General features: G+C 40.4%; 14 protein-coding genes, 9 tRNA genes and 7 rRNA genes. 2 read left to right on the top strand and 28 right to left on the bottom strand.

Annotated elements, in window-relative coordinates; all coding sequences use genetic code 11:
• Positions 1-11 precede the first annotated feature (11 nt).
• From AAA453_RS13850 to AAA453_RS13860, 3 genes are read right to left on the bottom strand one after another with little or no spacing between them, the layout of a single operon-like run.
• Positions 12-1,022 carry a protein arginine kinase gene (locus AAA453_RS13850; RefSeq protein WP_427705472.1) on the bottom strand — a complete coding sequence of 337 codons (1,011 nt, stop codon included), beginning with the start codon at positions 1,020-1,022 and terminating at the stop codon, positions 12-14.
• The gene (locus AAA453_RS13855) at positions 1,015-1,566 is read right to left on the bottom strand and encodes a UvrB/UvrC motif-containing protein (RefSeq protein WP_427705474.1); all 552 of its coding nucleotides are present in this window, start codon (positions 1,564-1,566) and stop codon (positions 1,015-1,017) included. The genes AAA453_RS13850 and AAA453_RS13855 overlap by 8 nt, the downstream gene beginning before the upstream one ends.
• 16 nt (positions 1,567-1,582) lie before the next feature.
• Entirely contained in the window at positions 1,583-2,044 is a 462-nt protein-coding gene (locus tag AAA453_RS13860; protein WP_002508589.1) for a CtsR family transcriptional regulator, read from the bottom strand.
• 155 nt (positions 2,045-2,199) lie between these two features.
• Here AAA453_RS13860 and AAA453_RS13865 point away from each other — a divergent pair, with 155 nt between their 5' ends.
• Positions 2,200-3,414, top strand: a complete 1,215-nt coding sequence (locus AAA453_RS13865; protein ID WP_427705476.1) for a NupC/NupG family nucleoside CNT transporter — start codon at positions 2,200-2,202, stop codon at positions 3,412-3,414.
• Between the two features lie 51 nt (positions 3,415-3,465).
• Here AAA453_RS13865 and pdxT read toward each other — a convergent pair whose 3' ends face one another.
• Both pdxT and pdxS read right to left on the bottom strand, forming a co-directional pair.
• Positions 3,466-4,041, bottom strand: a complete 576-nt coding sequence (gene pdxT, locus AAA453_RS13870; protein ID WP_069817708.1) for a pyridoxal 5'-phosphate synthase glutaminase subunit PdxT — start codon at positions 4,039-4,041, stop codon at positions 3,466-3,468.
• A gap of 1 nt (position 4,042) precedes the next feature.
• Positions 4,043-4,930, bottom strand: coding sequence for a pyridoxal 5'-phosphate synthase lyase subunit PdxS (gene pdxS / locus AAA453_RS13875; RefSeq protein WP_069833295.1), 888 nt, complete (start codon positions 4,928-4,930; stop codon positions 4,043-4,045).
• A 100-nt stretch (positions 4,931-5,030) separates the two neighbouring features.
• Between pdxS and AAA453_RS13880 the strand changes: the two genes are divergently transcribed.
• On the top strand, positions 5,031-6,404 hold the full coding sequence (locus AAA453_RS13880; protein WP_427705478.1) for a PLP-dependent aminotransferase family protein: 1,374 nt from the start codon (positions 5,031-5,033) through the stop codon (positions 6,402-6,404).
• Positions 6,405-6,941: 537 nt separating this feature from the next.
• Here AAA453_RS13880 and rrf (AAA453_RS13885) read toward each other — a convergent pair.
• From rrf (AAA453_RS13885) to ftsH, 23 genes are all read right to left on the bottom strand, one after another.
• Positions 6,942-7,056 (bottom strand): 5S ribosomal RNA (gene rrf, locus AAA453_RS13885).
• 81 nt (positions 7,057-7,137) lie between these two features.
• Positions 7,138-10,063, bottom strand: a 23S ribosomal RNA gene (locus AAA453_RS13890).
• Between the two features lie 195 nt (positions 10,064-10,258).
• Positions 10,259-10,335 (bottom strand) — tRNA-Ile (locus AAA453_RS13895).
• A 103-nt stretch (positions 10,336-10,438) separates the two neighbouring features.
• A 16S ribosomal RNA gene (locus AAA453_RS13900) occupies positions 10,439-11,991 on the bottom strand.
• Between the two features lie 250 nt (positions 11,992-12,241).
• Positions 12,242-12,356, bottom strand: a 5S ribosomal RNA gene (rrf, locus tag AAA453_RS13905).
• 81 nt (positions 12,357-12,437) lie between these two features.
• Positions 12,438-15,362, bottom strand: a 23S ribosomal RNA gene (locus tag AAA453_RS13910).
• 289 nt (positions 15,363-15,651) lie between these two features.
• Positions 15,652-17,204 (bottom strand): 16S ribosomal RNA (locus AAA453_RS13915).
• A 143-nt stretch (positions 17,205-17,347) separates the two neighbouring features.
• Positions 17,348-17,423: transfer RNA gene (locus tag AAA453_RS13920), tRNA-Ala, on the bottom strand.
• A gap of 17 nt (positions 17,424-17,440) precedes the next feature.
• Positions 17,441-17,514, bottom strand: a tRNA-Pro gene (locus tag AAA453_RS13925).
• Between the two features lie 32 nt (positions 17,515-17,546).
• Positions 17,547-17,623, bottom strand: a tRNA-Arg gene (locus AAA453_RS13930).
• A gap of 17 nt (positions 17,624-17,640) precedes the next feature.
• Positions 17,641-17,726 (bottom strand) — tRNA-Leu (locus tag AAA453_RS13935).
• A gap of 8 nt (positions 17,727-17,734) precedes the next feature.
• A tRNA-Gly gene (locus tag AAA453_RS13940) sits at positions 17,735-17,809 on the bottom strand.
• A 13-nt stretch (positions 17,810-17,822) separates the two neighbouring features.
• A tRNA-Lys gene (locus AAA453_RS13945) sits at positions 17,823-17,895 on the bottom strand.
• A gap of 6 nt (positions 17,896-17,901) precedes the next feature.
• A tRNA-Thr gene (locus AAA453_RS13950) sits at positions 17,902-17,977 on the bottom strand.
• 13 nt (positions 17,978-17,990) lie between these two features.
• Positions 17,991-18,063 (bottom strand) — tRNA-Val (locus AAA453_RS13955).
• Positions 18,064-18,081: 18 nt separating this feature from the next.
• Positions 18,082-18,196, bottom strand: a 5S ribosomal RNA gene (rrf, locus tag AAA453_RS13960).
• Together the 16S, 23S and 5S rRNA genes with 9 tRNA genes alongside form the textbook arrangement of a ribosomal RNA operon.
• 520 nt (positions 18,197-18,716) lie before the next feature.
• On the bottom strand, positions 18,717-20,204 hold the full coding sequence (gene lysS / locus AAA453_RS13965) for a lysine--tRNA ligase (RefSeq protein ID WP_427705480.1): 1,488 nt from the start codon (positions 20,202-20,204) through the stop codon (positions 18,717-18,719).
• Positions 20,205-20,470: 266 nt separating this feature from the next.
• Entirely contained in the window at positions 20,471-20,950 is a 480-nt protein-coding gene (gene folK, locus AAA453_RS13970) for a 2-amino-4-hydroxy-6-hydroxymethyldihydropteridine diphosphokinase (RefSeq protein ID WP_427705482.1), read from the bottom strand.
• A complete protein-coding gene (gene folB, locus AAA453_RS13975; RefSeq protein ID WP_427705485.1) occupies positions 20,950-21,315 on the bottom strand; it encodes a dihydroneopterin aldolase in 366 nt (121 codons plus the stop codon). The genes folK and folB overlap by 1 nt, the downstream gene beginning before the upstream one ends.
• Positions 21,293-22,096, bottom strand: coding sequence for a dihydropteroate synthase (gene folP, locus AAA453_RS13980; protein WP_427705487.1), 804 nt, complete (start codon positions 22,094-22,096; stop codon positions 21,293-21,295). The genes folB and folP overlap by 23 nt, the downstream gene beginning before the upstream one ends.
• A gap of 217 nt (positions 22,097-22,313) precedes the next feature.
• Positions 22,314-23,246 carry a cysteine synthase A gene (gene cysK / locus AAA453_RS13985; protein WP_069818250.1) on the bottom strand — a complete coding sequence of 311 codons (933 nt, stop codon included), beginning with the start codon at positions 23,244-23,246 and terminating at the stop codon, positions 22,314-22,316.
• 154 nt (positions 23,247-23,400) lie between these two features.
• Positions 23,401-24,282, bottom strand: a complete 882-nt coding sequence (hslO, locus tag AAA453_RS13990) for an Hsp33 family molecular chaperone HslO (protein ID WP_069818251.1) — start codon at positions 24,280-24,282, stop codon at positions 23,401-23,403.
• A 220-nt stretch (positions 24,283-24,502) separates the two neighbouring features.
• Complete coding sequence (ftsH, locus tag AAA453_RS13995; RefSeq protein ID WP_427705490.1) at positions 24,503-26,590, bottom strand: ATP-dependent zinc metalloprotease FtsH; 2,088 nt, start codon at positions 26,588-26,590, stop codon at positions 24,503-24,505.
• Between the last annotated feature and the right edge of the window lie 166 nt (positions 26,591-26,756).

A 26,756-nucleotide genomic window follows, 5' to 3' on the forward strand; every position in this document is an offset into this window, starting at 1 on the left:
AGCATGACCTCCTAATTTATATGTTCTCTTAATATATCTGCTCTTTTTTCATTTACTACTCTGTCATCTTCATCATCTAATAAGAATGGCGATTGTATTGCTACCATTAACTCATTAAATTTGAAGTTTTCTAGTTCAATATAGCCTAAATCAATACCGAGTTTCACTTCACTTAATCTCAGTGATGCTTCCTCCATAGATATCAGTCTACTATATTTTAATATTCCTAACGAACGATATACTCGGTCCAATGTTTCAATGTGATTGTGACGGTTCATACGTTCGCGAATTTGCATTTCTTCATTAATAATTTGTTGTACAACTTCAGTTAAACTTTCAATGATTTCTTCTTCCGTTTTTCCCAAAGTCAGTTGATTTGAAATTTGATAAATATGACCATAAACTTGCGAACTTTCACCAAATATTCCTCTTATCGTAAAACCAAATCTGTTAATCGTTTGAGCGATGCGATTCATACGCTTCATAATTGTTAAACCTGGTAAATGTAGCATCACGCTCGCACGCATGCCAGTACCAATATTTGTCGGACAAGTTGTTAAATAACCTAAGGTTTCATCAAAACTTACATCCAACTCACTATCAAGTGTATCATCTATAGTAGAAGCATTCTCGTACAATGTTTGCAGTGATAAATCATTTCCCATAGCTTGAATTCGAATATGATCCTCTTCATTCACCATGATACTCAATGATTCATCCTCATTTAATAACACTGCTGAGGCAGGTTGTCTGATTAATTCAGGACTTATGAGATGTTTCGCAACGAGTTTATATTTGCTTTGCTGATCCATAGTATCTAAGCGCTGCATAAACAAGTTGGGAAGCGCATCCTGTACCTCATTAATCACTCTGTAACCATCCTGCTCTGACGGAAACATTAATGGATGGACATGATTTTCTAAGTTTCTAGCCAATCGGATTCTTGAAGACATCACGACAGGACTTTCTTCTTTATCGCGCATCCACTCACTCATGTATGCACTAATATCATTATCACTCATCATGTTTCACCTCGCCATCGTCATTCAGTGCTTTAATTTCGTCACGAACAATTGCAGCTTCTTCAAAATTCTGATCTTCAATAAGCTGATTTAAATATGAATTTTTTTCTTCAATTTGTTTTTTAAGCGCTAATTTTCTATGCGAAGATCGAGGTGTTTTTCCTGTGTGTTCAATTTGACCACCTTGCACACGACGCACAATGTCGACAATGTCATCTTTAAAAGTTGCATAGCAGTTTGCACAACCAAATTTACCAACATGTGCAATATCTTTTAACGTCATATGACAAGTAGGACATCTTTTTTCTTCTTTAAAAGCAATTTCATCAAAATCAATACCATGTTTAGCTGCTAAGTGCTGTAAAATTTGTTTTACAACAAATGCACCTTCAATATCATCTTGGGATTGTAACTGTTGGTTTTGTGTCCAAGGATTGCCACCCTGAGCACATGTCGAACAAACCCATTTTTCATTTACACCATCTTGTCCTTTTACTGCTAATTTAACTTCTGCTTCGTTTAAATGACAATTTTCGCATAGCACGACTAAACACCTCGCTTTAGTAATAATTTATTACAGGTAATAAACGTTTGATAATATTAGCCCGTATAATATCTCTCGATAATACATCCATTTTCAGTGTTTCTCTATCAATGACAGCATAAATCATTTTTGCTTCACGTTCATTGATATATTTTTTATCTAATAAACCATCTATGATGTAATACGCTTGTTGCTGAGAAATAGATGGTCCTATTAATTGAAGTAAGTGATTAATGTAACCTGTTTCGTCTTTATTTTCAATTTTGGTGATTCGGATGTACCCACCACCACCTCTTTTACTTTCAATCTCATAACCATGTTCATTTGTAAAACGTGTTTTAATTACATAATTCAGTTGAGAAGGCACGCAGTCAAAGCGCTGTGCAATATTTGCACGTTGAAGTTCTACAACGTCTTTATTGGTGTCTTCAAATAATTTCTTAATGTACTGTTCTATGATGTCAGACATATTGTGCATGATTATCACCTCTTTTGACCTTCTTTGACTATATTATATGACCAACTTTGACCTTTTTCAACCAATATGATTAAAAAATATTAGTTTATGGATGTAAGTGCTACCAGTTTTATTGTATTATAGATATTAAGAAAAAAATAAAAGGGATGAAAAATATGCATATTATTATCGGTTTAATTGGGATTGTAGTATTTATTGGGTTAGCCTTTCTTTTCAGTTCCGACAGAAAAAATATTCGTTGGCAATATGTTGGCTTACTACTTGTAATACAACTTGTCATGGCATTTATTTTGTTAAAAACAAAATTTGGGATTACAGTCATTGGTGGCATTTCAGTAGGCTTTAATTACTTATTAGCACAAGCAGCAGAAGGTGTGAACTTTGTATTTGGTGGCATTCAATACATAGATCCAGAAAATCCGCCTTTCTTCTTTAACGTATTATTACCAATTGTTTTCATATCAGCATTAATTGGTATCTTACAATATACACGTATTTTACCTGTAATTATTAATGTCTTAGGTTTAGTAATATCTAAAATTAATGGTATGGGTCGTTTAGAATCATATAACGCTGTTGCAGCAGCTATTTTGGGACAATCAGAAGTTTTTATTTCATTAAAAAAAGAACTTGCTCACATTCCAAAACAACGTCTTTATACATTAACTGCTTCAGCAATGTCTACCGTTTCCGCATCAATTATTGGAGCTTACTTCACATTAATTGAACCACGCTTTGTTGTTACGGCAGTTGTCTTAAATCTCTTTGGCGGTTTCATTATTGCTTCTATCATCAACCCTTACAAAGTTGAACCAAAAGAAGATAAATTAATAGTTGAAGAAAGTGAAACAGGCAAACAATCCTTCTTCGAAATGTTAGGGGAATACATTTTAGATGGGTTTAAAGTAGCAATCATTGTTGGGGCAATGTTAATTGGTTATATCGCTATTATCGCTTTACTAAATGGCGTAGTTAGTGCGATTTTCACTGGTATTTCAGGTGGTAGCATTACTTGGGACTTCCAAACACTAATCGGTTTCGTATTTGCACCATTCGCATTCTTAGTGGGTGTGCCATGGCATGAAGCTGTACAAGCTGGTTCTATTATGGCAACGAAATTATTATCAAATGAATTTGTTGCAATGGAAAGTCTAAGTAAAGTTAAAGATATGAGTGAACATGCGAAAGGCGTTATCTCAGTATTCGTAGTATCATTCGCAAACTTTAGCTCTATCGGTATTATCTCTGGCGCGATTAAATCGCTTAACAACGAAAAAGGCGATGTAGTAGCACGATTTGGTCTAAAATTATTATTCGGTGCTACATTAGTTTCATTTATTTCTGCAGCCATTGCAGGATTCTTTATTTAAAAATTAATATTTAAAAGAGCGACAAGGTATCAATACCTTATCGCTCTTTTTTTATACTTTTTCAGTTACGGTCGGTTTAACTATTGATTCAATGAAATATTGTGTGACTCTGTAGTCATCTGTTAATTCAGGATGAAATGAAACGCCTAAATAACATCCTTGTTGAACAGCTACAATTTTATCACCAACTGTGCTAAGCACACTCGCTTCTCCATGCACACTTTCTATATGAGGTGCTCTAATAAATACGCCTTCAATATCTTTGGCAATTCCTTTCACATCTAACTCACTTTCAAAGCTATCAACTTGTCGGCCAAAAGAATTTCTTTGAACAGTGATATTCAGTTTATCTAAATAACCTGCTTCCCCAACAATGTTCGTTGCTAAGATAATTAAGCCAGCACAAGTACCAAACATAGGTAATGTGGATTGTTGCAAAGCATCTTTGAATCCATAAAGATTCATTAAGCGACGTAGCGTAGTAGATTCTCCGCCTGGTATAATCAATCCATCGATGTCATCCAACTGTTCGACACGCTTAACTGCTACGCCTTCGTGACCACTTAGTGCAATATGACGTATATGTTCTCTCACTGCGCCTTGTAAGGCTAAAACACCAATTTTCATATTACCATCCACGCTCTTGCATACGATCTTCTAATGACAACTCATTGATATCTAAACCTTTCATTGCTGTGCCTAATTCTTTAGCTAAACGTCCAATTAGTTCATAGTCTTGGTAATGTGTAGTTGCTTGTACAATTGCTTTAGCAAATTTTTCTGGATCTTCTGATTTAAAAATACCCGATCCAACAAACACGCCGTCTGCACCTAATTCCATCATTAAAGCAGCATCTTGAGGCGTTGCTACCCCACCAGCTGCAAAATTAACTACTGGTAATTTACCATTTTCTTTAATAGATTTTAAAATCTCGTATGGTGCACCAATATTTTTAGCCTCAGTCATAATCTCATCGTCATGCATAACTGTTAAACGACTCACTTCTGAATTGACCTGGCGCATATGTCTTACTGCTTCTACGATATTTCCAGTACCTGGCTCACCTTTAGTACGTAACATTGCAGCGCCTTCACCAATACGACGTGCAGCTTCACCTAAATTACGGCAACCACATACAAATGGTACAGTAAATGTATCTTTACGTAGATGAAACTCTTCATCAGCTGGTGTTAATACTTCAGATTCATCGATATAGTCAACACCCATAGATTCTAATACACGAGCTTCAGTTATATGACCAATGCGGCCTTTTGCCATAACTGGAATAGAGACAGCATTCATAACCTCTTCTACAATTTTAGGGTTAGCCATTCGTGCAACGCCACCTGCTGCTCTAATATCAGAAGGCACGCGCTCTAATGCCATTACTGCAACAGCACCGGCATCCTCAGCTATCTTAGCTTGTTCTGCGTTTACAACGTCCATAATGACGCCACCTTTTTGCATTTCCGCCATTCCTCTTTTAACTCTTTCAGATCCAATTACTTTAGACATATTTATTTAACCCCTTTGCTTAGTTGATTAAATTCATTTTAAAAGATAAACTGGTATTTAAAAAGGGACAATTCTAGATTAATTTAGGAGGTCAGTTGAAATGACGAAAGAGCATTTATACATCAATCTGTACGAGAATCTAAAAAAACAAATCATAGAAGGCCAATATAAATCAGGTGATAAATTTCCTTCTAAACGAGCGTTAGGACAACATTTATCTGTAAGTAATACAACAATCGAACACGCTTATCAAATTCTATCGGATGAGGGGTACATATACGCCAAACCACGATCAGGTTATTTTGTATCTGATGTAGAAACCTTACCAATTATTACTAGAGATTTACACACATCAAACACAAATTACGAACAAAATAATAACAATCAGACTCAACAAACATATGAATTTGCCTTCAATTTATCAGAAATAGATGCAGAATATTTTCCTATGCAGCAATTTAGAAAATATGCGCGCGATACTTTTGAAGATGGTCAATTGAACTTGCTGCAACATACAAATCCCAAAGGAGAATGGACACTGCGCCAAGAAATAGCACATTACTTATTTAATAGTAGAGGCGTCGCATGTCATCCTCAACAAATTATTATTGGTTCTTCTACAGAACAACTTATTAATTTATTAACTGACATTTTGAATAAAGGACGCTTTTTAATTGAAAACCCTAGCTATCCACCAATCAAACAAGTTTTAGACAAAAAACAAATTACTTATCTCCAAGTTCCTGTGAATAATACAGGAATTGAGCTAGAGTATTTCAATGAATCTCATAATAATATCGCTTATGTTACACCTTCTCATCAATTTCCTACTGGATATGTGATGAATTTAAAAAAGCGTACCCAACTTATTCACTGGGCACAGCAATTTGAAAATAGATACATTATTGAAGATGATTATGATTCGGAATTCCGTTACTTTGGAAAGCCTATTCCTGCATTACAAAGTTTAGATACTAAAGATAAAGTCATATATATTAGTACATTCTCAAAATCTTTATTCCCAAGTTGCAGAGTTGCTTACCTAGTATTACCTAAAAAACTATTGGAATTATATAACTCACTAGAAAATAAAGAAGGTAATACAGTACCCGCACATATACAAAAAATGGTGGCAAGTTTTATGCAATCAGGTAGTTTTGAGAGGCATTTAAATAAAATGAGAAACGTTTATAGAGAGAAACTTAAGTTTATATTAGGTGCACTCAAACCCTATCAAGAACAATTAGAAATTGATGGTGCGTTAGCAGGTATGCACTTTACACTAACTGTAAAAAATGGTTTAACTATGAAACAATGTTTAAAAAATGCTGAAGAAAATAATTTAAAAATCATTCCTTTTAGTAAATATGATAAGTCACAACAATCTGTAAAATTCATTTTAGGTTTTGGGGGTATACCTTTTTCACAACTAGAGGACCACACCAATGCACTAATTCGTTCATTGACAATGTGAATAATAACTAATCTCTAAAAAGCATTACTTTCTTGCCTGCAAGATTAGTAGTGCTTATGCATGTAAAGTGTCACTTTTAATTTATAAAGAACCACTTTTTCGCTTGCGAAATTAGTAGTTCTTATACAAGAGCACCAGCTCTTGTAATCCTTAAATTATAACCATCTCTATTGGAACATTCTCACTTTTTTTGCGCATAAAAAAAAGAGACCTCTCGGTCTCGGGCTCATCGCATCTATAATACTGCCTGTAAAGCCTCACTTCTCAATTTATTGAGATTAGTGGGCCTTACACATGAGCTAAAACTCATGTATCTCTTTCCCTACTCTCTTACCGCTTGTAAGCTCGTTGCGTCTTTCACTCAGTTCGTCAGCTTCTAAAGAACTACTTCTCAAAATCATTGGGATTAGTAGTTCTTACACATGAGCTTCAGCTTATGTGGTCATATCTTAAACCAGTTGTTTTTGGAAGTTAAGCTCCTTTTGCGCATAAAAAAAGAGACCTCTCGGTCTCGGGCTCATCGCATCCTATAATGCTGCCTGGCAACGTCCTACTCTTGCGGAACGTAAGTCCGACTACCATCGGCGCTAAGGAGCTTAACTACTGTGTTCGGCATGGGAACAGGTGTGACCTCCTTGCCATTGTCACCAGACAATGAACTGTATAAAAAATTATACATTCAAAACTAGATAGTAAGTAAAATTTGATAATGCCAAACAAAACACTTTTAAATTTGATTAAGTCTTCGATCGATTAGTATTCGTCAGCTCCACATATCGCTATGCTTCCACCTCGAACCTATTAACCTCATCATCTTTGAGGGATCTTATAACCGAAGTTGGGAAATCTCATCTTGAGGGGGGCTTCATGCTTAGATGCTTTCAGCACTTATCCCGTCCATACATAGCTACCCAGCGATGCCGTTGGCACGACAACTGGTACACCAGAGGTATGTCCATCCCGGTCCTCTCGTACTAAGGACAGCTCCTCTCAAATTTCCTGCGCCCACGACGGATAGGGACCGAACTGTCTCACGACGTTCTGAACCCAGCTCGCGTACCGCTTTAATGGGCGAACAGCCCAACCCTTGGGACCGACTACAGCCCCAGGATGCGATGAGCCGACATCGAGGTGCCAAACCTCCCCGTCGATGTGAACTCTTGGGGGAGATAAGCCTGTTATCCCCGGGGTAGCTTTTATCCGTTGAGCGATGGCCCTTCCATGCGGAACCACCGGATCACTAAGTCCGTCTTTCGACCCTCGCTCGACTTGTAAGTCTCGCAGTCAAGCTTCCTTATGCCTTTACACTCTATGAATGATTTCCAACCATTCTGAGGAAACCTTTGAGCGCCTCCGTTACTCTTTAGGAGGCGACCGCCCCAGTCAAACTGTCCATCTGACACTGTCTCCCACCATGATAAATGGTGCGGGTTAGAAATCCAACACAGCAAGGGTAGTATCCCACCAACGCCTCGACGTAAGCTGGCGCTCACGTTTCAAAGGCTCCTACCTATCCTGTACAAGTTGTACCGAATTTCAATATCAGACTACAGTAAAGCTCCACGGGGTCTTTCCGTCCTGTCGCGGGTAACCTGCATCTTCACAGGTACTATGATTTCACCGAGTCTCTCGTTGAGACAGTGCCCAAATCGTTACGCCTTTCGTGCGGGTCGGAACTTACCCGACAAGGAATTTCGCTACCTTAGGACCGTTATAGTTACGGCCGCCGTTTACTGGGGCTTCGATTCGTAGCTTCGCCGAAGCTAACCACTCCTCTTAACCTTCCGGACACCGGGCAGGCGTCAGCCCCTATACATCACCTTACGGTTTAGCAGAGACCTGTGTTTTTGATAAACAGTCGCTTGGGCCTATTCACTGCGGCTCTCCTGGGCGTTAACCCTAAAGAGCACCCCTTCTCCCGAAGTTACGGGGTCATTTTGCCGAGTTCCTTAACGAGAGTTCGCTCGCTCACCTTAGAATTCTCATCTTGACTACCTGTGTCGGTTTGCGGTACGGGCACCAAAATTCTAGCTAGAGGCTTTTCTTGGCAGTGTGAAATCAACGACTCGAGGAAACAATTTCCTCTCCCCATCACAACTTGACCTTAAGAGTGCCGGATTTGCCTAACACTCAGTCTCATTGCTTGGACGTACAATCCAATAGTACGCTTCGCCTATCCTACTGCGTCCCCCCATCGCTTAAAACGAAATTTGGTGGTACAGGAATATCAACCTGTTATCCATCGCCTACGCCTATCGGCCTCAGCTTAGGACCCGACTAACCCAGAGCGGACGAGCCTTCCTCTGGAAACCTTAGTCAATCGGTGGACGGGATTCTCACCCGTCTTTCGCTACTCACACCGGCATTCTCACTTCTAAGCGCTCCACATGTCCTTGCGATCATGCTTCAACGCCCTTAGAACGCTCTCCTACCACTGTCCTTACGGACAATCCACAGCTTCGGTAATATGTTTAGCCCCGGTACATTTTCGGCGCAGTGTCACTCGACTAGTGAGCTATTACGCACTCTTTAAATGATGGGCGCTTCTAAGCCAACATACTAGTTGTCTGGGCAACGCCACATCCTTTTCCACTTAACATATATTTTGGGACCTTAGCTGGTGGTCTGGGCTGTTTCCCTTTCGAACACGGACCTTATCACCCGCGTTCTAACTCCTAAGATAAAATTGATTGGCATTCGGAGTTTGTCTGAATTCGGTAACCCGATAAGGGCCCCTCGTCCAAACAGTGCTCTACCTCCAATAATCATTACTTAAGGCTAGCCCTAAAGCTATTTCGGAGAGAACCAGCTATCTCCAGGTTCGATTGGAATTTCTCCGCTACCCACAACTCATCCGCTCACTTTTCAACGTAAGTCGGTTCGGCCCTCCATTCAGTGTTACCTGAACTTCAGCCTGGTCATGGGTAGATCACCTGGTTTCGGGTCTACGACCAAATACTCAACGCCCTATTCAGACTCGCTTTCGCTACGGCTCCACATTAACTGCTTAACCTTGCATCAAATCGTAACTCGCCGGTTCATTCTACAAAAGGCACGCCATCACCCATTAACGGGCTCTGACTACTTGTAAGCACACGGTTTCAAGTTCTATTTCACTCCCCTTCCGGGGTACTTTTCACCTTTCCCTCACGGTACTGGTTCACTATCGGTCACTAGAGAGTATTTAGCCTTGGGAGATGGTCCTCCCGGATTCCGACGGAATTTCTCGTGTTCCGTCGTACTCAGGATCCACTCAAGAGTGAACAAACTTTCGACTACAGGATTATTACCTTCTTTGATTCATCTTTCCAGATGATTCGTCTAATTTGTTCTTTTGTAACTCCGTATAGAGTGTCCTACAACCCCAACAAGCAAGCTCGTTGGTTTGGGCTCTTCCCGTTTCGCTCGCCGCTACTCAGGGAATCGATTTTTCTTTCTCTTCCCGCGGGTACTAAGATGTTTCAGTTCCCCGCGTCTGCCTTCAGATATGCTATGTATTCACATATCGATAACACGACATAACTCGTGTTGGGTTTCCCCATTCGGAAATCTCTGGATCAAAGCTTACTTACAGCTCCCCAAAGCATATCGTCGTTAGTAACGTCCTTCGTAGGCTTCTAGTGCCAAGGCATCCACCGTGCGCCCTTAATAACTTAATCTTTTCGACCTTCAACACGAAAAAAATCGGTTGAAAACCTAAAATGTTATTAATCTGTGAGTGTTCTTTCGAACACTAGCGATTATTTCTATTTTTTTGAATTCAAGCTTTTTAAAACTCTAATTCACTCGGTTTTGCTTGGTAAAATCATAAATTTTACTTACATATCTAGTTTTCAATGTACAAAATAAAAAAATGGTGGGCCTAAGTGGACTCGAACCACCGACCTCACGCTTATCAGGCGTGCGCTCTAACCAGCTGAGCTATAGGCCCATTCATTTATAGAATACTCTAATGAGCATTCAAAACTGAATACAATATGTCAATGTTATTCTTTTTCATCTTCTCAAGGAAGATGTTCCGAATATATCCTTAGAAAGGAGGTGATCCAGCCGCACCTTCCGATACGGCTACCTTGTTACGACTTCACCCCAATCATTTGTCCCACCTTCGACGGCTAGCTCCATAAATGGTTACTCCACCGGCTTCGGGTGTTACAAACTCTCGTGGTGTGACGGGCGGTGTGTACAAGACCCGGGAACGTATTCACCGTAGCATGCTGATCTACGATTACTAGCGATTCCAGCTTCATGTAGTCGAGTTGCAGACTACAATCCGAACTGAGAACAACTTTATGGGATTTGCATGACCTCGCGGTTTAGCTGCCCTTTGTATTGTCCATTGTAGCACGTGTGTAGCCCAAATCATAAGGGGCATGATGATTTGACGTCATCCCCACCTTCCTCCGGTTTGTCACCGGCAGTCAACCTAGAGTGCCCAACTAAATGCCGGCAACTAAGTTTAAGGGTTGCGCTCGTTGCGGGACTTAACCCAACATCTCACGACACGAGCTGACGACAACCATGCACCACCTGTCACTTTGTCCCCCGAAGGGGAAGGCTCTATCTCTAGAGTTTTCAAAGGATGTCAAGATTTGGTAAGGTTCTTCGCGTTGCTTCGAATTAAACCACATGCTCCACCGCTTGTGCGGGTCCCCGTCAATTCCTTTGAGTTTCAACCTTGCGGTCGTACTCCCCAGGCGGAGTGCTTAATGCGTTAGCCGCAGCACTAAGGGGCGGAAACCCCCTAACACTTAGCACTCATCGTTTACGGCGTGGACTACCAGGGTATCTAATCCTGTTTGATCCCCACGCTTTCGCACATCAGCGTCAGTTACAGACCAGAAAGTCGCCTTCGCCACTGGTGTTCCTCCATATCTCTGCGCATTTCACCGCTACACATGGAATTCCACTTTCCTCTTCTGTACTCAAGTTTCCCAGTTTCCAATGACCCTCCACGGTTGAGCCGTGGGCTTTCACATCAGACTTAAGAAACCGCCTACGCGCGCTTTACGCCCAATAATTCCGGATAACGCTTGCCACCTACGTATTACCGCGGCTGCTGGCACGTAGTTAGCCGTGGCTTTCTGATTAGGTACCGTCAAGATGTGCACAGTTACTTACACATTTGTTCTTCCCTAATAACAGAGTTTTACGATCCGAAAACCTTCATCACTCACGCGGCGTTGCTCCGTCAGACTTTCGTCCATTGCGGAAGATTCCCTACTGCTGCCTCCCGTAGGAGTCTGGACCGTGTCTCAGTTCCAGTGTGGCCGATCACCCTCTCAGGTCGGCTACGTATCGTTGCCTTGGTAAGCCGTTACCTTACCAACTAGCTAATACGGCGCGGGTCCATCTATAAGTGATAGCAAAACCATCTTTTACTTTAGAACCATGCGGTTCCAAATGTTATCCGGCATTAGCTCCGGTTTCCCGAAGTTATTCCAGTCTTATAGGTAGGTTACCCACGTGTTACTCACCCGTCCGCCGCTAACTTCAAAGGAGCAAGCTCCTTATCCGTTCGCTCGACTTGCATGTATTAGGCACGCCGCCAGCGTTCATCCTGAGCCAGGATCAAACTCTCCATAAATGAATTATGATGTTTGATTAGCTCATAAAATACTAATTTGTGTGTTATCTCTAACACGTTTGAACCAACAATTTAATGTTGCGTTCGGAATTAACGTTGACATATTGCAATTCAGTTTTCAATGTTCATTTCTTAATCACAAGACTTAATTCTACAGGTTATGACTCATAAAGTCAAGAACTTTTTAAAATTAATTTTTGTTTTCTTTAATACTTCCATAAAAAAACGACCCAAAGGTCAAAATGGAATTGCCTGGCAACGTCCTACTCTTGCGGAACGTAAGTCCGACTACCATCGGCGCTAAGGAGCTTAACTACTGTGTTCGGCATGGGAACAGGTGTGACCTCCTTGCCATTGTCACCAGACAATGAACTGTATAAAAAATTATACATTCAAAACTAGATAGTAAGTAAAATTTGATAATGCCAAACAAAACACTTTTAAATTTGATTAAGTCTTCGATCGATTAGTATTCGTCAGCTCCACATATCGCTATGCTTCCACCTCGAACCTATTAACCTCATCATCTTTGAGGGATCTTATAACCGAAGTTGGGAAATCTCATCTTGAGGGGGGCTTCATGCTTAGATGCTTTCAGCACTTATCCCGTCCATACATAGCTACCCGGCGATGCCGTTGGCACGACAACTGGTACACCAGAGGTATGTCCATCCCGGTCCTCTCGTACTAAGGACAGCTCCTCTCAAATTTCCTGCGCCCACGACGGATAGGGACCGAACTGTCTCACGACGTTCTGAACCCGGCTCGCGTACCGCTTTAATGGGCGAACAGCCCAACCCTTGGGACCGACTACAGCCCCAGGATGCGATGAGCCGACATCGAGGTGCCAAACCTCCCCGTCGATGTGAACTCTTGGGGGAGATAAGCCTGTTATCCCCGGGGTAGCTTTTATCCGTTGAGCGATGGCCCTTCCATGCGGAACCACCGGATCACTAAGTCCGTCTTTCGACCCTGCTCGACTTGTAAGTCTCGCAGTCAAGCTTCCTTATGCCTTTACACTCTATGAATGATTTCCAACCATTCTGAGGAAACCTTTGAGCGCCTCCGTTACTCTTTAGGAGGCGACCGCCCCAGTCAAACTGTCCATCTGACACTGTCTCCCACCATGATAAATGGTGCGGGTTAGAAATCCAACACAGCAAGGGTAGTATCCCACCAACGCCTCGACGTAAGTCGGCGCTCACGTTTCAAAGGCTCCTACCTATCCTGTACAAGTTGTACCGAATTTCAATATCAGACTACAGTAAAGCTCCACGGGGTCTTTCCGTCCTGTCGCGGGTAACCCGCATCTTCACAGGTACTATGATTTCACCGAGTCTCTCGTTGAGACAGTGCCCAAATCGTTACGCCTTTCGTGCGGGTCGGAACTTACCCGACAAGGAATTTCGCTACCTTAGGACCGTTATAGTTACGGCCGCCGTTTACTGGGGCTTCGATTCGTAGCTTCGCCGAAGCTAACCACTCCTCTTAACCTTCCGAGCACCGGGCAGGCGTCAGCCCCTATACATCACCTTACGGTTTAGCAGAGACCTGTGTTTTTGATAAACAGTCGCTTGGGCCTATTCACTGCGGCTCTCCTGGGCGTTAACCCTAAAGAGCACCCCTTCTCCCGAAGTTACGGGGTCATTTTGCCGAGTTCCTTAACGAGAGTTCGCTCGCTCACCTTAGAATTCTCATCTTGACTACCTGTGTCGGTTTGCGGTACGGGCACCAAAATTCTAGCTAGAGGCTTTTCTTGGCAGTGTGAAATCAACGACTCGAGGAAACAATTTCCTCTCCCCATCACAACTTGACCTTAAGAGTGCCGGATTTGCCTAACACTCAGTCTCATTGCTTGGACGTACAATCCAATAGTACGCTTCGCCTATCCTACTGCGTCCCCCCATCGCTTAAAACGAAATTTGGTGGTACAGGAATATCAACCTGTTATCCATCGCCTACGCCTATCGGCCTCAGCTTAGGACCCGACTAACCCAGAGCGGACGAGCCTTCCTCTGGAAACCTTAGTCAATCGGTGGACGGGATTCTCACCCGTCTTTCGCTACTCACACCGGCATTCTCACTTCTAAGCGCTCCACATGTCCTTGCGATCATGCTTCAACGCCCTTAGAACGCTCTCCTACCACTGTCCTTACGGACAATCCACAGCTTCGGTAATATGTTTAGCCCCGGTACATTTTCGGCGCAGTGTCACTCGACTAGTGAGCTATTACGCACTCTTTAAATGATGGCTGCTTCTAAGCCAACATACTAGTTGTCTGGGCAACGCCACATCCTTTTCCACTTAACATATATTTTGGGACCTTAGCTGGTGGTCTGGGCTGTTTCCCTTTCGAACACGGACCTTATCACCCGCGTTCTAACTCCTAAGATAAAATTGATTGGCATTCGGAGTTTGTCTGAATTCGGTAACCCGATAAGGGCCCCTCGTCCAAACAGTGCTCTACCTCCAATAATCATTACTTAAGGCTAGCCCTAAAGCTATTTCGGAGAGAACCAGCTATCTCCAGGTTCGATTGGAATTTCTCCGCTACCCACAACTCATCCGCTCACTTTTCAACGTAAGTCGGTTCGGCCCTCCATTCAGTGTTACCTGAACTTCAGCCTGGTCATGGGTAGATCACCTGGTTTCGGGTCTACGACCAAATACTCAACGCCCTATTCAGACTCGCTTTCGCTACGGCTCCACATTAACTGCTTAACCTTGCATCAAATCGTAACTCGCCGGTTCATTCTACAAAAGGCACGCCATCACCCATTAACGGGCTCTGACTACTTGTAAGCACACGGTTTCAAGTTCTATTTCACTCCCCTTCCGGGGTACTTTTCACCTTTCCCTCACGGTACTGGTTCACTATCGGTCACTAGAGAGTATTTAGCCTTGGGAGATGGTCCTCCCGGATTCCGACGGAATTTCTCGTGTTCCGTCGTACTCAGGATCCACTCAAGAGTGAACAAACTTTCGACTACAGGATTATTACCTTCTTTGATTCATCTTTCCAGATGATTCGTCTAATTTGTTCTTTTGTAACTCCGTATAGAGTGTCCTACAACCCCAACAAGCAAGCTCGTTGGTTTGGGCTCTTCCCGTTTCGCTCGCCGCTACTCAGGGAATCGATTTTTCTTTCTCTTCCCGCGGGTACTAAGATGTTTCAGTTCCCCGCGTCTGCCTTCAGATATGCTATGTATTCACATATCGATAACACGACATAACTCGTGTTGGGTTTCCCCATTCGGAAATCTCTGGATCAAAGCTTACTTACAGCTCCCCAAAGCATATCGTCGTTAGTAACGTCCTTCGTAGGCTTCTAGTGCCAAGGCATCCACCGTGCGCCCTTAATAACTTAATCTTTTCGACCTTCAACACGAAAAAAATCGGTTGAAAACCTAAAATGTTATTAATCTGTGAGTGTTCTTTCGAACACTAGCGATTATTTCTATTTTTTTGAATTCAAGCTTTTTAAAACTCTAATTCACTCGGTTTTGCTTGGTAAAATCATAAATTTTACTTACATATCTAGTTTTCAATGTACAAAATAACGCAATGAATACTCGTAATGAGCATTCAAAACTGAATGCAATATGTCGATGTCATTCCTCTTCATCTTCTCAAGGAAGATGTTCCGAATATATCCTTAGAAAGGAGGTGATCCGACCGCACCTTCCGATACGGCTACCTTGTTACGACTTCACCCCAATCATTTGTCCCACCTTCGACGGCTAGCTCCATAAATGGTTACTCCACCGGCTTCGGGTGTTACAAACTCTCGTGGTGTGACGGGCGGTGTGTACAAGACCCGGGAACGTATTCACCGTAGCATGCTGATCTACGATTACTAGCGATTCCAGCTTCATGTAGTCGAGTTGCAGACTACAATCCGAACTGAGAACAACTTTATGGGATTTGCATGACCTCGCGGTTTAGCTGCCCTTTGTATTGTCCATTGTAGCACGTGTGTAGCCCAAATCATAAGGGGCATGATGATTTGACGTCATCCCCACCTTCCTCCGGTTTGTCACCGGCAGTCAACCTAGAGTGCCCAACTAAATGCTGGCAACTAAGTTTAAGGGTTGCGCTCGTTGCGGGACTTAACCCAACATCTCACGACACGAGCTGACGACAACCATGCACCACCTGTCACTTTGTCCCCCGAAGGGGAAGGCTCTATCTCTAGAGTTTTCAAAGGATGTCAAGATTTGGTAAGGTTCTTCGCGTTGCTTCGAATTAAACCACATGCTCCACCGCTTGTGCGGGTCCCCGTCAATTCCTTTGAGTTTCAACCTTGCGGTCGTACTCCCCAGGCGGAGTGCTTAATGCGTTAGCCGCAGCACTAAGGGGCGGAAACCCCCTAACACTTAGCACTCATCGTTTACGGCGTGGACTACCAGGGTATCTAATCCTGTTTGATCCCCACGCTTTCGCACATCAGCGTCAGTTACAGACCAGAAAGTCGCCTTCGCCACTGGTGTTCCTCCATATCTCTGCGCATTTCACCGCTACACATGGAATTCCACTTTCCTCTTCTGTACTCAAGTTTCCCAGTTTCCAATGACCCTCCACGGTTGAGCCGTGGGCTTTCACATCAGACTTAAGAAACCGCCTACGCGCGCTTTACGCCCAATAATTCCGGATAACGCTTGCCACCTACGTATTACCGCGGCTGCTGGCACGTAGTTAGCCGTGGCTTTCTGATTAGGTACCGTCAAGATGTGCACAGTTACTTACACATTTGTTCTTCCCTAATAACAGAGTTTTACGATCCGAAAACCTTCATCACTCACGCGGCGTTGCTCCGTCAGACTTTCGTCCATTGCGGAAGATTCCCTACTGCTGCCTCCCGTAGGAGTCTGGACCGTGTCTCAGTTCCAGTGTGGCCGATCACCCTCTCAGGTCGGCTACGTATCGTTGCCTTGGTAAGCCGTTACCTTACCAACTAGCTAATACGGCGCGGGTCCATCTATAAGTGATAGCAAAACCATCTTTTACTTTAGAACCATGCGGTTCCAAATGTTATCCGGCATTAGCTCCGGTTTCCCGAAGTTATTCCAGTCTTATAGGTAGGTTACCCACGTGTTACTCACCCGTCCGCCGCTAACTTCAAAGGAGCAAGCTCCTTATCCGTTCGCTCGACTTGCATGTATTAGGCACGCCGCCAGCGTTCATCCTGAGCCAGGATCAAACTCTCCATAAATGAATTATGATGTTTGATTAGCTCATAAAATACTAATTTGTGTGTTATCTCTAACACGTTTGAACCAACAATTTAATGTTGTGTTCGGAATTAACGTTGACATATTGCAATTCAGTTTTCAATGTTCATTTCAATAAATAATATGGTGGAGACTAGCGGGATCGAACCGCTGACCTCCTGCGTGCAAAGCAGGCGCTCTCCCATCTGAGCTAAGCCCCCATATGAATTTTAAAGAGTCGGGAAGACAGGATTCGAACCTGCGACCCCTTGGTCCCAAACCAAGTGCTCTACCAAGCTGAGCTACTTCCCGTACATAATTTAATTGATTAACACTTTTAAAGATGGTGCGCCCGACAGGGGTCGAACCTGTAACCTCTTGATTCGTAGTCAAGTACTCTATCCAGTTGAGCTACGGGCGCTATATTAAAAATGATAATGCCGAGAACCGGAATCGAACCGGTACGGTGATCTCTCACCGCAGGATTTTAAGTCCTGTGCGTCTGCCAGTTCCGCCACCCCGGCAAAAATAATGGAGCAGAAGACGGGATTCGAACCCGCGACCCCGACCTTGGCAAGGTCGTATTCTACCGCTGAACTACTTCTGCAAATAAAACTGTATGAGCCATAGTGGGCTCGAACCACTGACCCTCTGATTAAAAGTCAGATGCTCTACCAACTGAGCTAATGGCTCATGAAATGGTGCCGGCCAGAGGACTTGAACCCCCAACCTACTGATTACAAGTCAGTTGCTCTACCAGTTGAGCTAGGCCGGCTATCATGAAGTGATGGAGAATGACGGGTTCGAACCGCCGACCCTCTGCTTGTAAGGCAGATGCTCTCCCAGCTGAGCTAATTCTCCACATATTTTTAATATAAAGCCTGGCAACGTCCTACTCTTGCGGAACGTAAGTCCGACTACCATCGGCGCTAAAGAGCTTAACTACTGTGTTCGGCATGGGAACAGGTGTGACCTCTTTGCTATTGCCACCAGACAAATTAACTTACTCAATTAATAATACATTGTTTGTTAATCATTTGCAATAGTCAATTTTACACTATCTTAAAGATTTGTTTACAAGACTTTTACTTGAGTTATGTATGTAGTGCTTGTCGTTTTTGACGACTTTTATATATTAATTCATTTTCACTTTAAAGTCAATACTTTCCGAACATTTCTCGAAAATAAATATTTTAAATGTTTATGCATGTCTTGTTTCGTTTCCTTAACTCGACTTGAATAATCTTATCACATAGAATCTATCTTTACCATACCTTTTTTAGGATATTATTATATTTTAATAGCATTATAATACTTAATTGTATCTTATTACTAATTTAATTAATTTATTTAGACTTATTATCCTCTATTCTCTCTCATTTGTGGCCTGTCTATAGAAACCAAAAAGAAAAAAAGACCATATATTACGTCTCACCAATGTGAAATCGCAACATATGATCTAGATTAAATGACTAAATCAATTATTACTTAGCTTATACCCAGCTTTTAATAATTTATTTTTGTTTCATATAAGGGAATAACAATACATCACGGATAGAAGCAGAATCAGTAAGTAGCATAACTAATCTATCAATACCAATACCTAAACCACCTGTTGGAGGCATGCCGTACTCTAATGCTTCAATGAAATCTTCATCCATTTCATGTGCTTCATCATTACCTTCTTCTTTTTCTACTAATTGCGCTTCAAATCTTGCTCTTTGATCAATAGGATCATTTAATTCTGTGAATGCATTACCATGTTCTCTACCTACTATGAATAATTCAAAGCGATCCGTAAATCTTGGGTCCTCTGGATTTTTCTTAGCTAGTGGTGAGATTTCGATTGGATGCCCATAAATAAATGTTGGTTGAATTAATGTCTCTTCAACTTTTTGCTCAAAGAACTCATTTAAGATATGACCATATTTCATATTATCTGTTATTTCAATACCATGTTCTTTAGCTAATGATTTAGCTTCTTCGTCAGTTTGTACCTCGAAGAAGTCTACACCTGTTTCTTCTTTAACTGCATCAGCCATATGAACTCGTTTCCAATCAGACTCTAAATCTATAATCTCTTCGCCATAGTTTACTCTAGCAGTACCAAGTACTTTTTCAGAAATATGTCTAATCATATTCTCAGTTATATCCATGATATCGTGATAGTCAGCATACGCTTCATATAATTCAATCATAGTGAATTCTGGATTATGTCTCGTTGATACGCCTTCGTTTCTGAAAACACGTCCAATTTCATAAACTTTTTCTAATCCACCTACAATTAAACGTTTCAAATGTAATTCGATTGCAATTCGCATATATAATGTTGCGTCTAAAGCATTGTGATGTGTTTCGAAAGGACGCGCAGCAGCTCCACCAGGAATTTGGTGCATCATAGGCGTTTCTACTTCTAAAAATCCTCTTTGATTTAAGTAATTACGCATTTCTTGCAATATTTTACTGCGGTTAATAAATGTTTGCGTGCTATCTTGGTTTGTAATTAAGTCAAGGTAACGTTGACGATAACGCTGTTCGATGTCTTGTAAACCATGGAATTTATCAGGTAATGGACGTAATGCTTTAGTCAACAACGTGAACGCTTTAGCTTTAACAGACAATTCACCTGTATTCGTTTTGAACATTACACCTTCTATGCCTACAATGTCTCCAAGATCTGCAGAATTCCAAACTTCGAATTGTTCGTCTCCAACTTGATCTTTTCTTACGTAAATTTGTATTTGACCAGTTAAATCTTGAACATGGGCAAATCCAGCTTTACCTTTTCCACGTTTAGTCATTAGACGACCGGCGATACTTACGTTGCTTTCATCTTCTTTGTCATGTAATTCTTCTTTTGTATATGTGTCCCAATCTTCATGCAATGGGGCAGCTGTAGAAGTACGCTCAAATTTTTGACCAAAAGGATCGATACCTAAATCATATAATTCTTGTAATTTTTGACGGCGAACTTGCATTTGGTCGTTCATTTCTTCTGACATTACTTTCTCTCCTTTATGCTTCTTGTTCTATTTTTTATTCTACTTTAGCTTCTATTTTCACTTGGAACGTTTGATGGTTATCTATCATTTGTTGTTCTGTTTATTTCAAAGCTTTTCTAGTCTTACCATTTACATAAAGTACACATTTAGCCTACATCCATTTTGACTGTAAGCTGAAATGTAACTTTATCTACACTAGCCATAGGAGCAAGAACTACTCTATTATATATCTCTACGACTCCCATTTTCCACACATTTTATAACTATTAATCTTTATACATTTTGACTGAATCGTCTGCAGTCACTATACTTCCAATTTTTTTATTAGAATGAGGTTCTACACAATCAGATGCTATATCATTTAATGGTATAAGTACAAACGCACGCTCCAGCATACGTGGGTGCGGTACGCTTAAATCTTCTTCATCAATAATATGATTGCCAAATAATAAAATATCAACATCTAAAGTTCTAGGGCCCCAACGTATATCTCTTACTCGGTGTAACTGTTGTTCAGTATGCAGACATTCTTTTAATAAATCTTGTGGTGTTAATGATGTATAAATCTCAATACATTGATTTAAAAATTGTGGTTGGTCGACATAACCTACTGGCTCTGTTTCATATATCGGGGATTTTTGCGTTACTTGAATGCCCTCTGTATTATCTAATATACGGATTGCTTCATCAAGTTGTGCCGCTCTTTCTCCAACATTACTTCCTAATCCTAAATAAGCATATTCCATTAGAGATTCTCCCTCACTATTTCAACGCCCACACCGTCATAATGACCAGGTATAGGTGGATTTTCTTTAGTGATTCTAACTTTCGTTTCCATTACACGATTATAGTGTGAATTTATACGTTTTGCAATACGTTCAGCTAGATGCTCTAATAAATTTACAGGCTTACCTTCCATGATTGCTTTTACTTCTTCAAAAATTTCACCATAATGGACTGTATCTGTAACATCATCAGATTGCCCAGCCATACTCAAATCAACTTTCATTGTGACATCAACAATAAATATTTGTCCGATATCATTTTCAGCTGGAAGCGCACCATGATAACTATAGAATCTCATGCCATTAAGAAATATTGTGTCGCTCATCGTCATTCTCCTTTAAATAGTCCATGCTTTGCCCTAATCGAACATTTAATGCAACATTATGAACTCTTACCGCTTTTACGCCTTTCATTATACCATACGCAGTAGTGCCTGCCGTTGCTTCATCACGTTCAGTAGGTGTTGTTTCTGTGCCTATCATTTCTTTTATGAACCTTTTTCTACTTGTTGCTAATAGTACAGGATAACCCGTCGCTACAAGTTCATCTAAACATGACATCACTTCTTTTTCTTCTTCACGTGTTTTTGCAAAGCCAACACCCGGATCAATCCATACTTTATGTTGAGGTATACCTGCCATTTCCGCTTTATTCGCTTGTTTTAATAAATACAACAACATCTCATCCACTACAGGTTCTGTTCTTTGACCATCACCATTGTGCATGAGTACAATTTCACCATTGTATTTCGCTACTACGTTGAAAATACGTTCGTCATAGTGTCCTGCCCATTGATCATTAATCATCGTGGCGCCTAATTTCATTGCAGCTTCTGCCACTTCACTACGATAAGTATCTATAGATAGTTGTACATCTAATTCAGCCAACGCGCTTACAACAGGCACAACACGCTCCAACTCTTCCTCAACGCTTATCTCTTCAAAGCCTGGACGGGTAGATATCCCACCGACATCTATAATATCTACACCTTCGTCCATCATTTCTTTTGCTCTCTTAATCGCTTTTTCAACTGTATTATATTTACCACCATCGGAAAAAGAGTCAGGAGTTACATTTAATATGCCCATAATTTTTGTATGCGTCATAATTATTCTTCTTCCTTTCACTTTATAAATGATTTTTTCTTATGTATTTTATTTACTATTCTATAATAACGTTAATTTTCATTTTTTTCAGTAATCAAAACTTGAAATCAAATATACTAGTTTATTGTTTTTACTTTGCTTACTTATATTGCTTTATATACATACAAAAAACCGACTCACATGCAAATGTGGTCGGTAATTGTTAAATATATATCGCTTAGTCATCAAATGAATATAACGGTGTAGAAAGATAACGTTCACCATTACTTGGTAATACAGTAACAACTGTTTTACCTTTACCTAATGATTTTGCTTTTTCAATCGCTGCAACAATCGCTGCACCTGAAGAAATACCACCTAAGATACCTTCTTCTTTAGCAACTCTACGTGACATATCCATCGCAGCTTCATTACCTACTTTGATAATTTCATCATAAACGTTTGTATCTAAAGTATCTGGTACAAATCCTGCACCTAAACCTTGTAATTTATGGGGACCAGGTTCGCCACCACTTAAGATAGGTGAGTCTTCTGGTTCAATCGCTACAAGATTGATGTCTGGGTATTTTTCTTTTAATACTTTACCCGCACCACTGAGTGTTCCACCAGTACCTACACCAGCTAAGAATGAATCAATTGTTTTGCCTTCAAATTGTTCAACTAATTCTGGTCCAGTTGTTAATTCGTGTACACGAGGATTTGCTGGGTTTTCGAATTGTTGTGGTTCGTAATAACCAAATTCTTCTTTTAACTCTTTAGCTTTTTTGATTGCACCTTTCATTGCTTCTGATCCAGGTGTTAATACTAATTCTGCGCCGTATGCTTTTAATAAGTTACGACGTTCTTGACTCATTGTTTCAGGCATCGTAAATACTGCTTTATAACCTTTAGCTGCACAAACAAAAGCTAAGCCGATTCCTGTGTTACCACTTGTCGGTTCAACAATTGTATCGCCTGGTTTAATTTTACCTGCTTGTTCAGCTTCTTCAATCATTGCTAATGCAATACGGTCTTTTACAGAGCCACCTGGATTTTGATATTCAAGTTTCACATATACGTCTGCGGCATCTTCCCCCACAACGTTGTTTAACTTAACAACAGGTGTATTGCCAATTGCTTTTACGATATTGTCTACTGGTTTATTTGTCATTTAGTATTGCTCCTTTTCATTAAAAAGTTTAAAACCTACTTTTTCTCTCGGATATACTTTATATTTTATCAGATTTTTCAGCAAATACAACTATGAAGATTTGATGTAGCAATTTTTTTGTTCAATAGTATATTCTATATCTAGTTTATACCTTTTACTTACTATTTTCTATTAATCCATGTAACTCATCTTCTGAAAAATCATATTTATTTCTACAGAAATGACATTCAACTTCTGCGCCATGATCTTTATCAATCATATCTTGAATTTCAGCTTCTCCTAAACCTTTAATAGCAGTCAAGAATTTTTCATGACCACAATTACAATCGAAACGTGTAGGAAGATTTTCTAATAATTGTACGTTTTCTTCCCCTAGTATTTCGAAAAGAATTTCTTCAGGCGTTAAACCTTGATCAATCAGTTTCGAAACTGGAGTCATTTGATTGATTGCTTTTTCAAGTTTATCCACTGTTTCATCTTCTGCGCCTGGCATAACTTGTATTAAAAACCCACCTGCAGCTTTAATTGAATTGTCAGGATTAACTAATACGCCTAAACCTACTGATGATGGTACTTGTTCACTTTTAGCAAAGTAATAAGTGAAATCATCTCCTAATTCACCAGAAACGAGTTCACTAGAACCAGAAAAATAATCCTTCATTCCAACATCTTTTACAACTGTCAATGCGCCTTCTGAACCAACCGCACGGCTAACATCTAATTTACCAGCATCATTTAAAGGGAAATGTGTCTGAGGGTTTGAAACATAGCCTCTTATATTTCCTTTAGCATCAGCGTCAGCAATTATTTTACCAATTGGGCCTTTACCATCAACAGTAACTGTTAATTTTTGATCGCCTTTGAGCATTGCACCCATCATCACTGTTGCTGTCATCGTACGTCCAAGGGCTGCTGAAGCAGTCGGCCAAGTATAATGTCTTGTTTGTGCTTCTTGAACACTTTCAGTTGTTAACGCACTATAAGCGCGAATTTGTCCTCCAAAAGCTAATGCTTTAACTATATAATCGTTAGTCATTTTGTTTATTTCTCCTTTAATATCATCTAGTTTTGAAAATGTTTTTTATATCTTAACTCTAAGATTGTTTTTACACTTTTTATCAATGCAATTTATTGTAATCGTTCGAAGTAGAAAATGCGAAACATCTGTTTGGAAATTGTTCCATCATATCTTGTTATTAAAAAAAGCTTCTTTCTACTATCAATATGATAGCAGAAAGAAGCTTTAAGTTCAGTTATTAATTTCTGTTACTTGGATCATTCGGATCGCTTGGATTGCTAGGTTTATCGATATTAGGTGCTTGTTCATGACCTGTTTTTTCAGTGTCATCGCTGTCTTGTTGTTCATTTTCTTTATCGTTATCCTGTGTTTCATCATCTGAAGATAGTTGTTCTTTACGAACGTCCTCGTAAGATTTACCGTATTTTCCTTCTTCAAAGTTATCGTCTTTATGTTCCACAACTTTGGCGCTATCATAATCAACTTCTGGTAAGACACCATCGTTAAATAATGATTGGATTTGTTCGGCAACTAATGTTTCTTCAGTTAATAATGATTCAGCAATTAAATCTAACTGTGATTTATGCTCTAACAAGATAGTCTTACAACGCTCGTATTGTTCTTTAATGATACGTTGCACTTCTTTATCAATTTCATATGCAATTTGTCCTGAAAATTCAGTGTCACCTTGCATTTCTTTTCCTAAGAACACTTGGCCACCGTTGCTATTTGTGAATTGAACCGTTCCGATTTTTTCACTCATACCATATTCAGTAACCATTTGACGTGCAATTTGTGTTGCACGTTCAAAGTCGTTAGATGCACCTGTAGATACTTCATTAAAGGTAATATCCTCAGATACACGTCCACCAAGTAGACCACAAATTTTATCTAATAATTCTTTTTCTGTCATTAAGAAGCGATCTTGTTTTGGTAACATCATTGCGTAACCGCCAGCTTGTCCACGAGGTACGATTGTAACTTTATGAACAACTTCAGCTTCATCAAGTACCATACCAATAATTGTATGACCAGCTTCATGGTGTGCTACAATATTACGTTCTTTTTCAGAGATTACACGAGATTTTTTAGCTGGACCAGCGATAACGCGGTCTGTCGCTTCTTCAATATCACGCATATCAATTTTTTTCTTACCTTCACGTACAGCAACTAATGATGCTTCGTTTAATAAGTTTTCTAAATCTGCACCAGAGAAACCTGGTGTTCTTTCTGAAACTGCTTTTAAGTCAACTGTTTCATCAAATGGTTTGTCCTTCGCATGAACATGAAGAATTGCTTCACGACCTTTAGCATCTGGGCGACCTACTTGAATTTGTCTGTCGAAACGACCTGGACGTAATAACGCTGGGTCTAAAATGTCTGGGCGGTTTGTAGCAGCGATCATAATGATACCTTCATTGTCACCAAATCCATCCATTTCAACGAGTAATTGGTTCAATGTTTGCTCACGCTCATCATGGCCACCACCTACACCGGCACCACGTTGACGACCAACTGCATCGATTTCATCAATAAAGATGATACAAGGCGCGTTTTTCTTAGCATTTTCGAACAAGTCACGTACACGGCTTGCACCAACACCCACAAACATCTCAACGAAGTCTGAACCACTAATTGAGAAGAACGGCGTACCGGCTTCACCAGCAACTGCACGAGCTAATAATGTTTTACCTGTACCAGGAGGGCCAACTAAAAGAACACCTTTAGGAATTCTAGAACCCATTTGTTTAAATTGTTTATTGTCTTTTAAGAAATCGACTATTTCAATTAATTCTTGTTTCTCTTCATCTGCACCAGCTACATCAGTGAAGCGTACACGTTTTTGTTGATTATCGTACGTTTTCGCTTTGGATTTACCAAAGTTCATCATACGATTACCACCGCCACCGCCGCCACCTTGGGCTTGGCTGAGGAAGAATATAAATAAGAGTGCGATAATTAATACAGGAATTAATGTTGTTAATATACTTACAAATACACTTTGTTTTTCTTCTTCTTTAACTGTAAATTTCAATCCGTCTTGACTTTGTGCTTTATCAGTTATTTTTTCTAGCTCTTTATCGTTGTTATATAAAATAGTTGAAGAATACTCTTCATCTTTATCTGTTTTACCACTTACCATATATACATTTTGTTCAGGTTGAATTTCAAGTGATTTTAACTCACCTTTATCTAACTGCTTAACAAATTGATTATATGTAAGCTGTTTTGGCATATTCCCATTTCCGTTAAGCCACGAAAACAAGCCAAAAATAATAACGCCAATGATTGCGATAACTAGCACGTTACGAAAGGCTTTCTGCATGCGTCGTTTCCTCCTACTTCAATTATAAAACTAACAAAAATTGTAACACAACACTCGAGTTTTCGGCTACTATTTCAACTTTTGCATTATGTTTACAATTCTTATTGTTTTACCCTTTAGTTTTATTTTTCTATTATGCTTAAAGTTAAATGAATATTATATATTG

The organism is Staphylococcus parequorum (assembly GCF_039237145.1).
Taxonomy (GTDB): domain Bacteria; phylum Bacillota; class Bacilli; order Staphylococcales; family Staphylococcaceae; genus Staphylococcus; species Staphylococcus equorum_A.

Coding starts and splice junctions, on each gene's coding strand:
- folK (WP_427705482.1), bottom strand. CDS start 20,950: ATGGAATATGCTTATTTAGGATTAGGAAGTAATGTTGGAGAAAGAGCG.
- lysS (WP_427705480.1), bottom strand. CDS start 20,204: ATGTCAGAAGAAATGAACGACCAAATGCAAGTTCGCCGTCAAAAATTA.
- ftsH (WP_427705490.1), bottom strand. CDS start 26,590: ATGCAGAAAGCCTTTCGTAACGTGCTAGTTATCGCAATCATTGGCGTT.
- folB (WP_427705485.1), bottom strand. CDS start 21,315: ATGAGCGACACAATATTTCTTAATGGCATGAGATTCTATAGTTATCAT.
- pdxT (WP_069817708.1), bottom strand. CDS start 4,041: ATGAAAATTGGTGTTTTAGCCTTACAAGGCGCAGTGAGAGAACATATA.
- AAA453_RS13865 (WP_427705476.1), top strand. CDS start 2,200: ATGCATATTATTATCGGTTTAATTGGGATTGTAGTATTTATTGGGTTA.
- folP (WP_427705487.1), bottom strand. CDS start 22,096: ATGACGCATACAAAAATTATGGGCATATTAAATGTAACTCCTGACTCT.
- hslO (WP_069818251.1), bottom strand. CDS start 24,282: ATGACTAACGATTATATAGTTAAAGCATTAGCTTTTGGAGGACAAATT.
- AAA453_RS13880 (WP_427705478.1), top strand. CDS start 5,031: ATGACGAAAGAGCATTTATACATCAATCTGTACGAGAATCTAAAAAAA.
- AAA453_RS13860 (WP_002508589.1), bottom strand. CDS start 2,044: ATGCACAATATGTCTGACATCATAGAACAGTACATTAAGAAATTATTT.
- pdxS (WP_069833295.1), bottom strand. CDS start 4,930: ATGTCTAAAGTAATTGGATCTGAAAGAGTTAAAAGAGGAATGGCGGAA.
- AAA453_RS13850 (WP_427705472.1), bottom strand. CDS start 1,022: ATGAGTGATAATGATATTAGTGCATACATGAGTGAGTGGATGCGCGAT.
- cysK (WP_069818250.1), bottom strand. CDS start 23,246: ATGACAAATAAACCAGTAGACAATATCGTAAAAGCAATTGGCAATACA.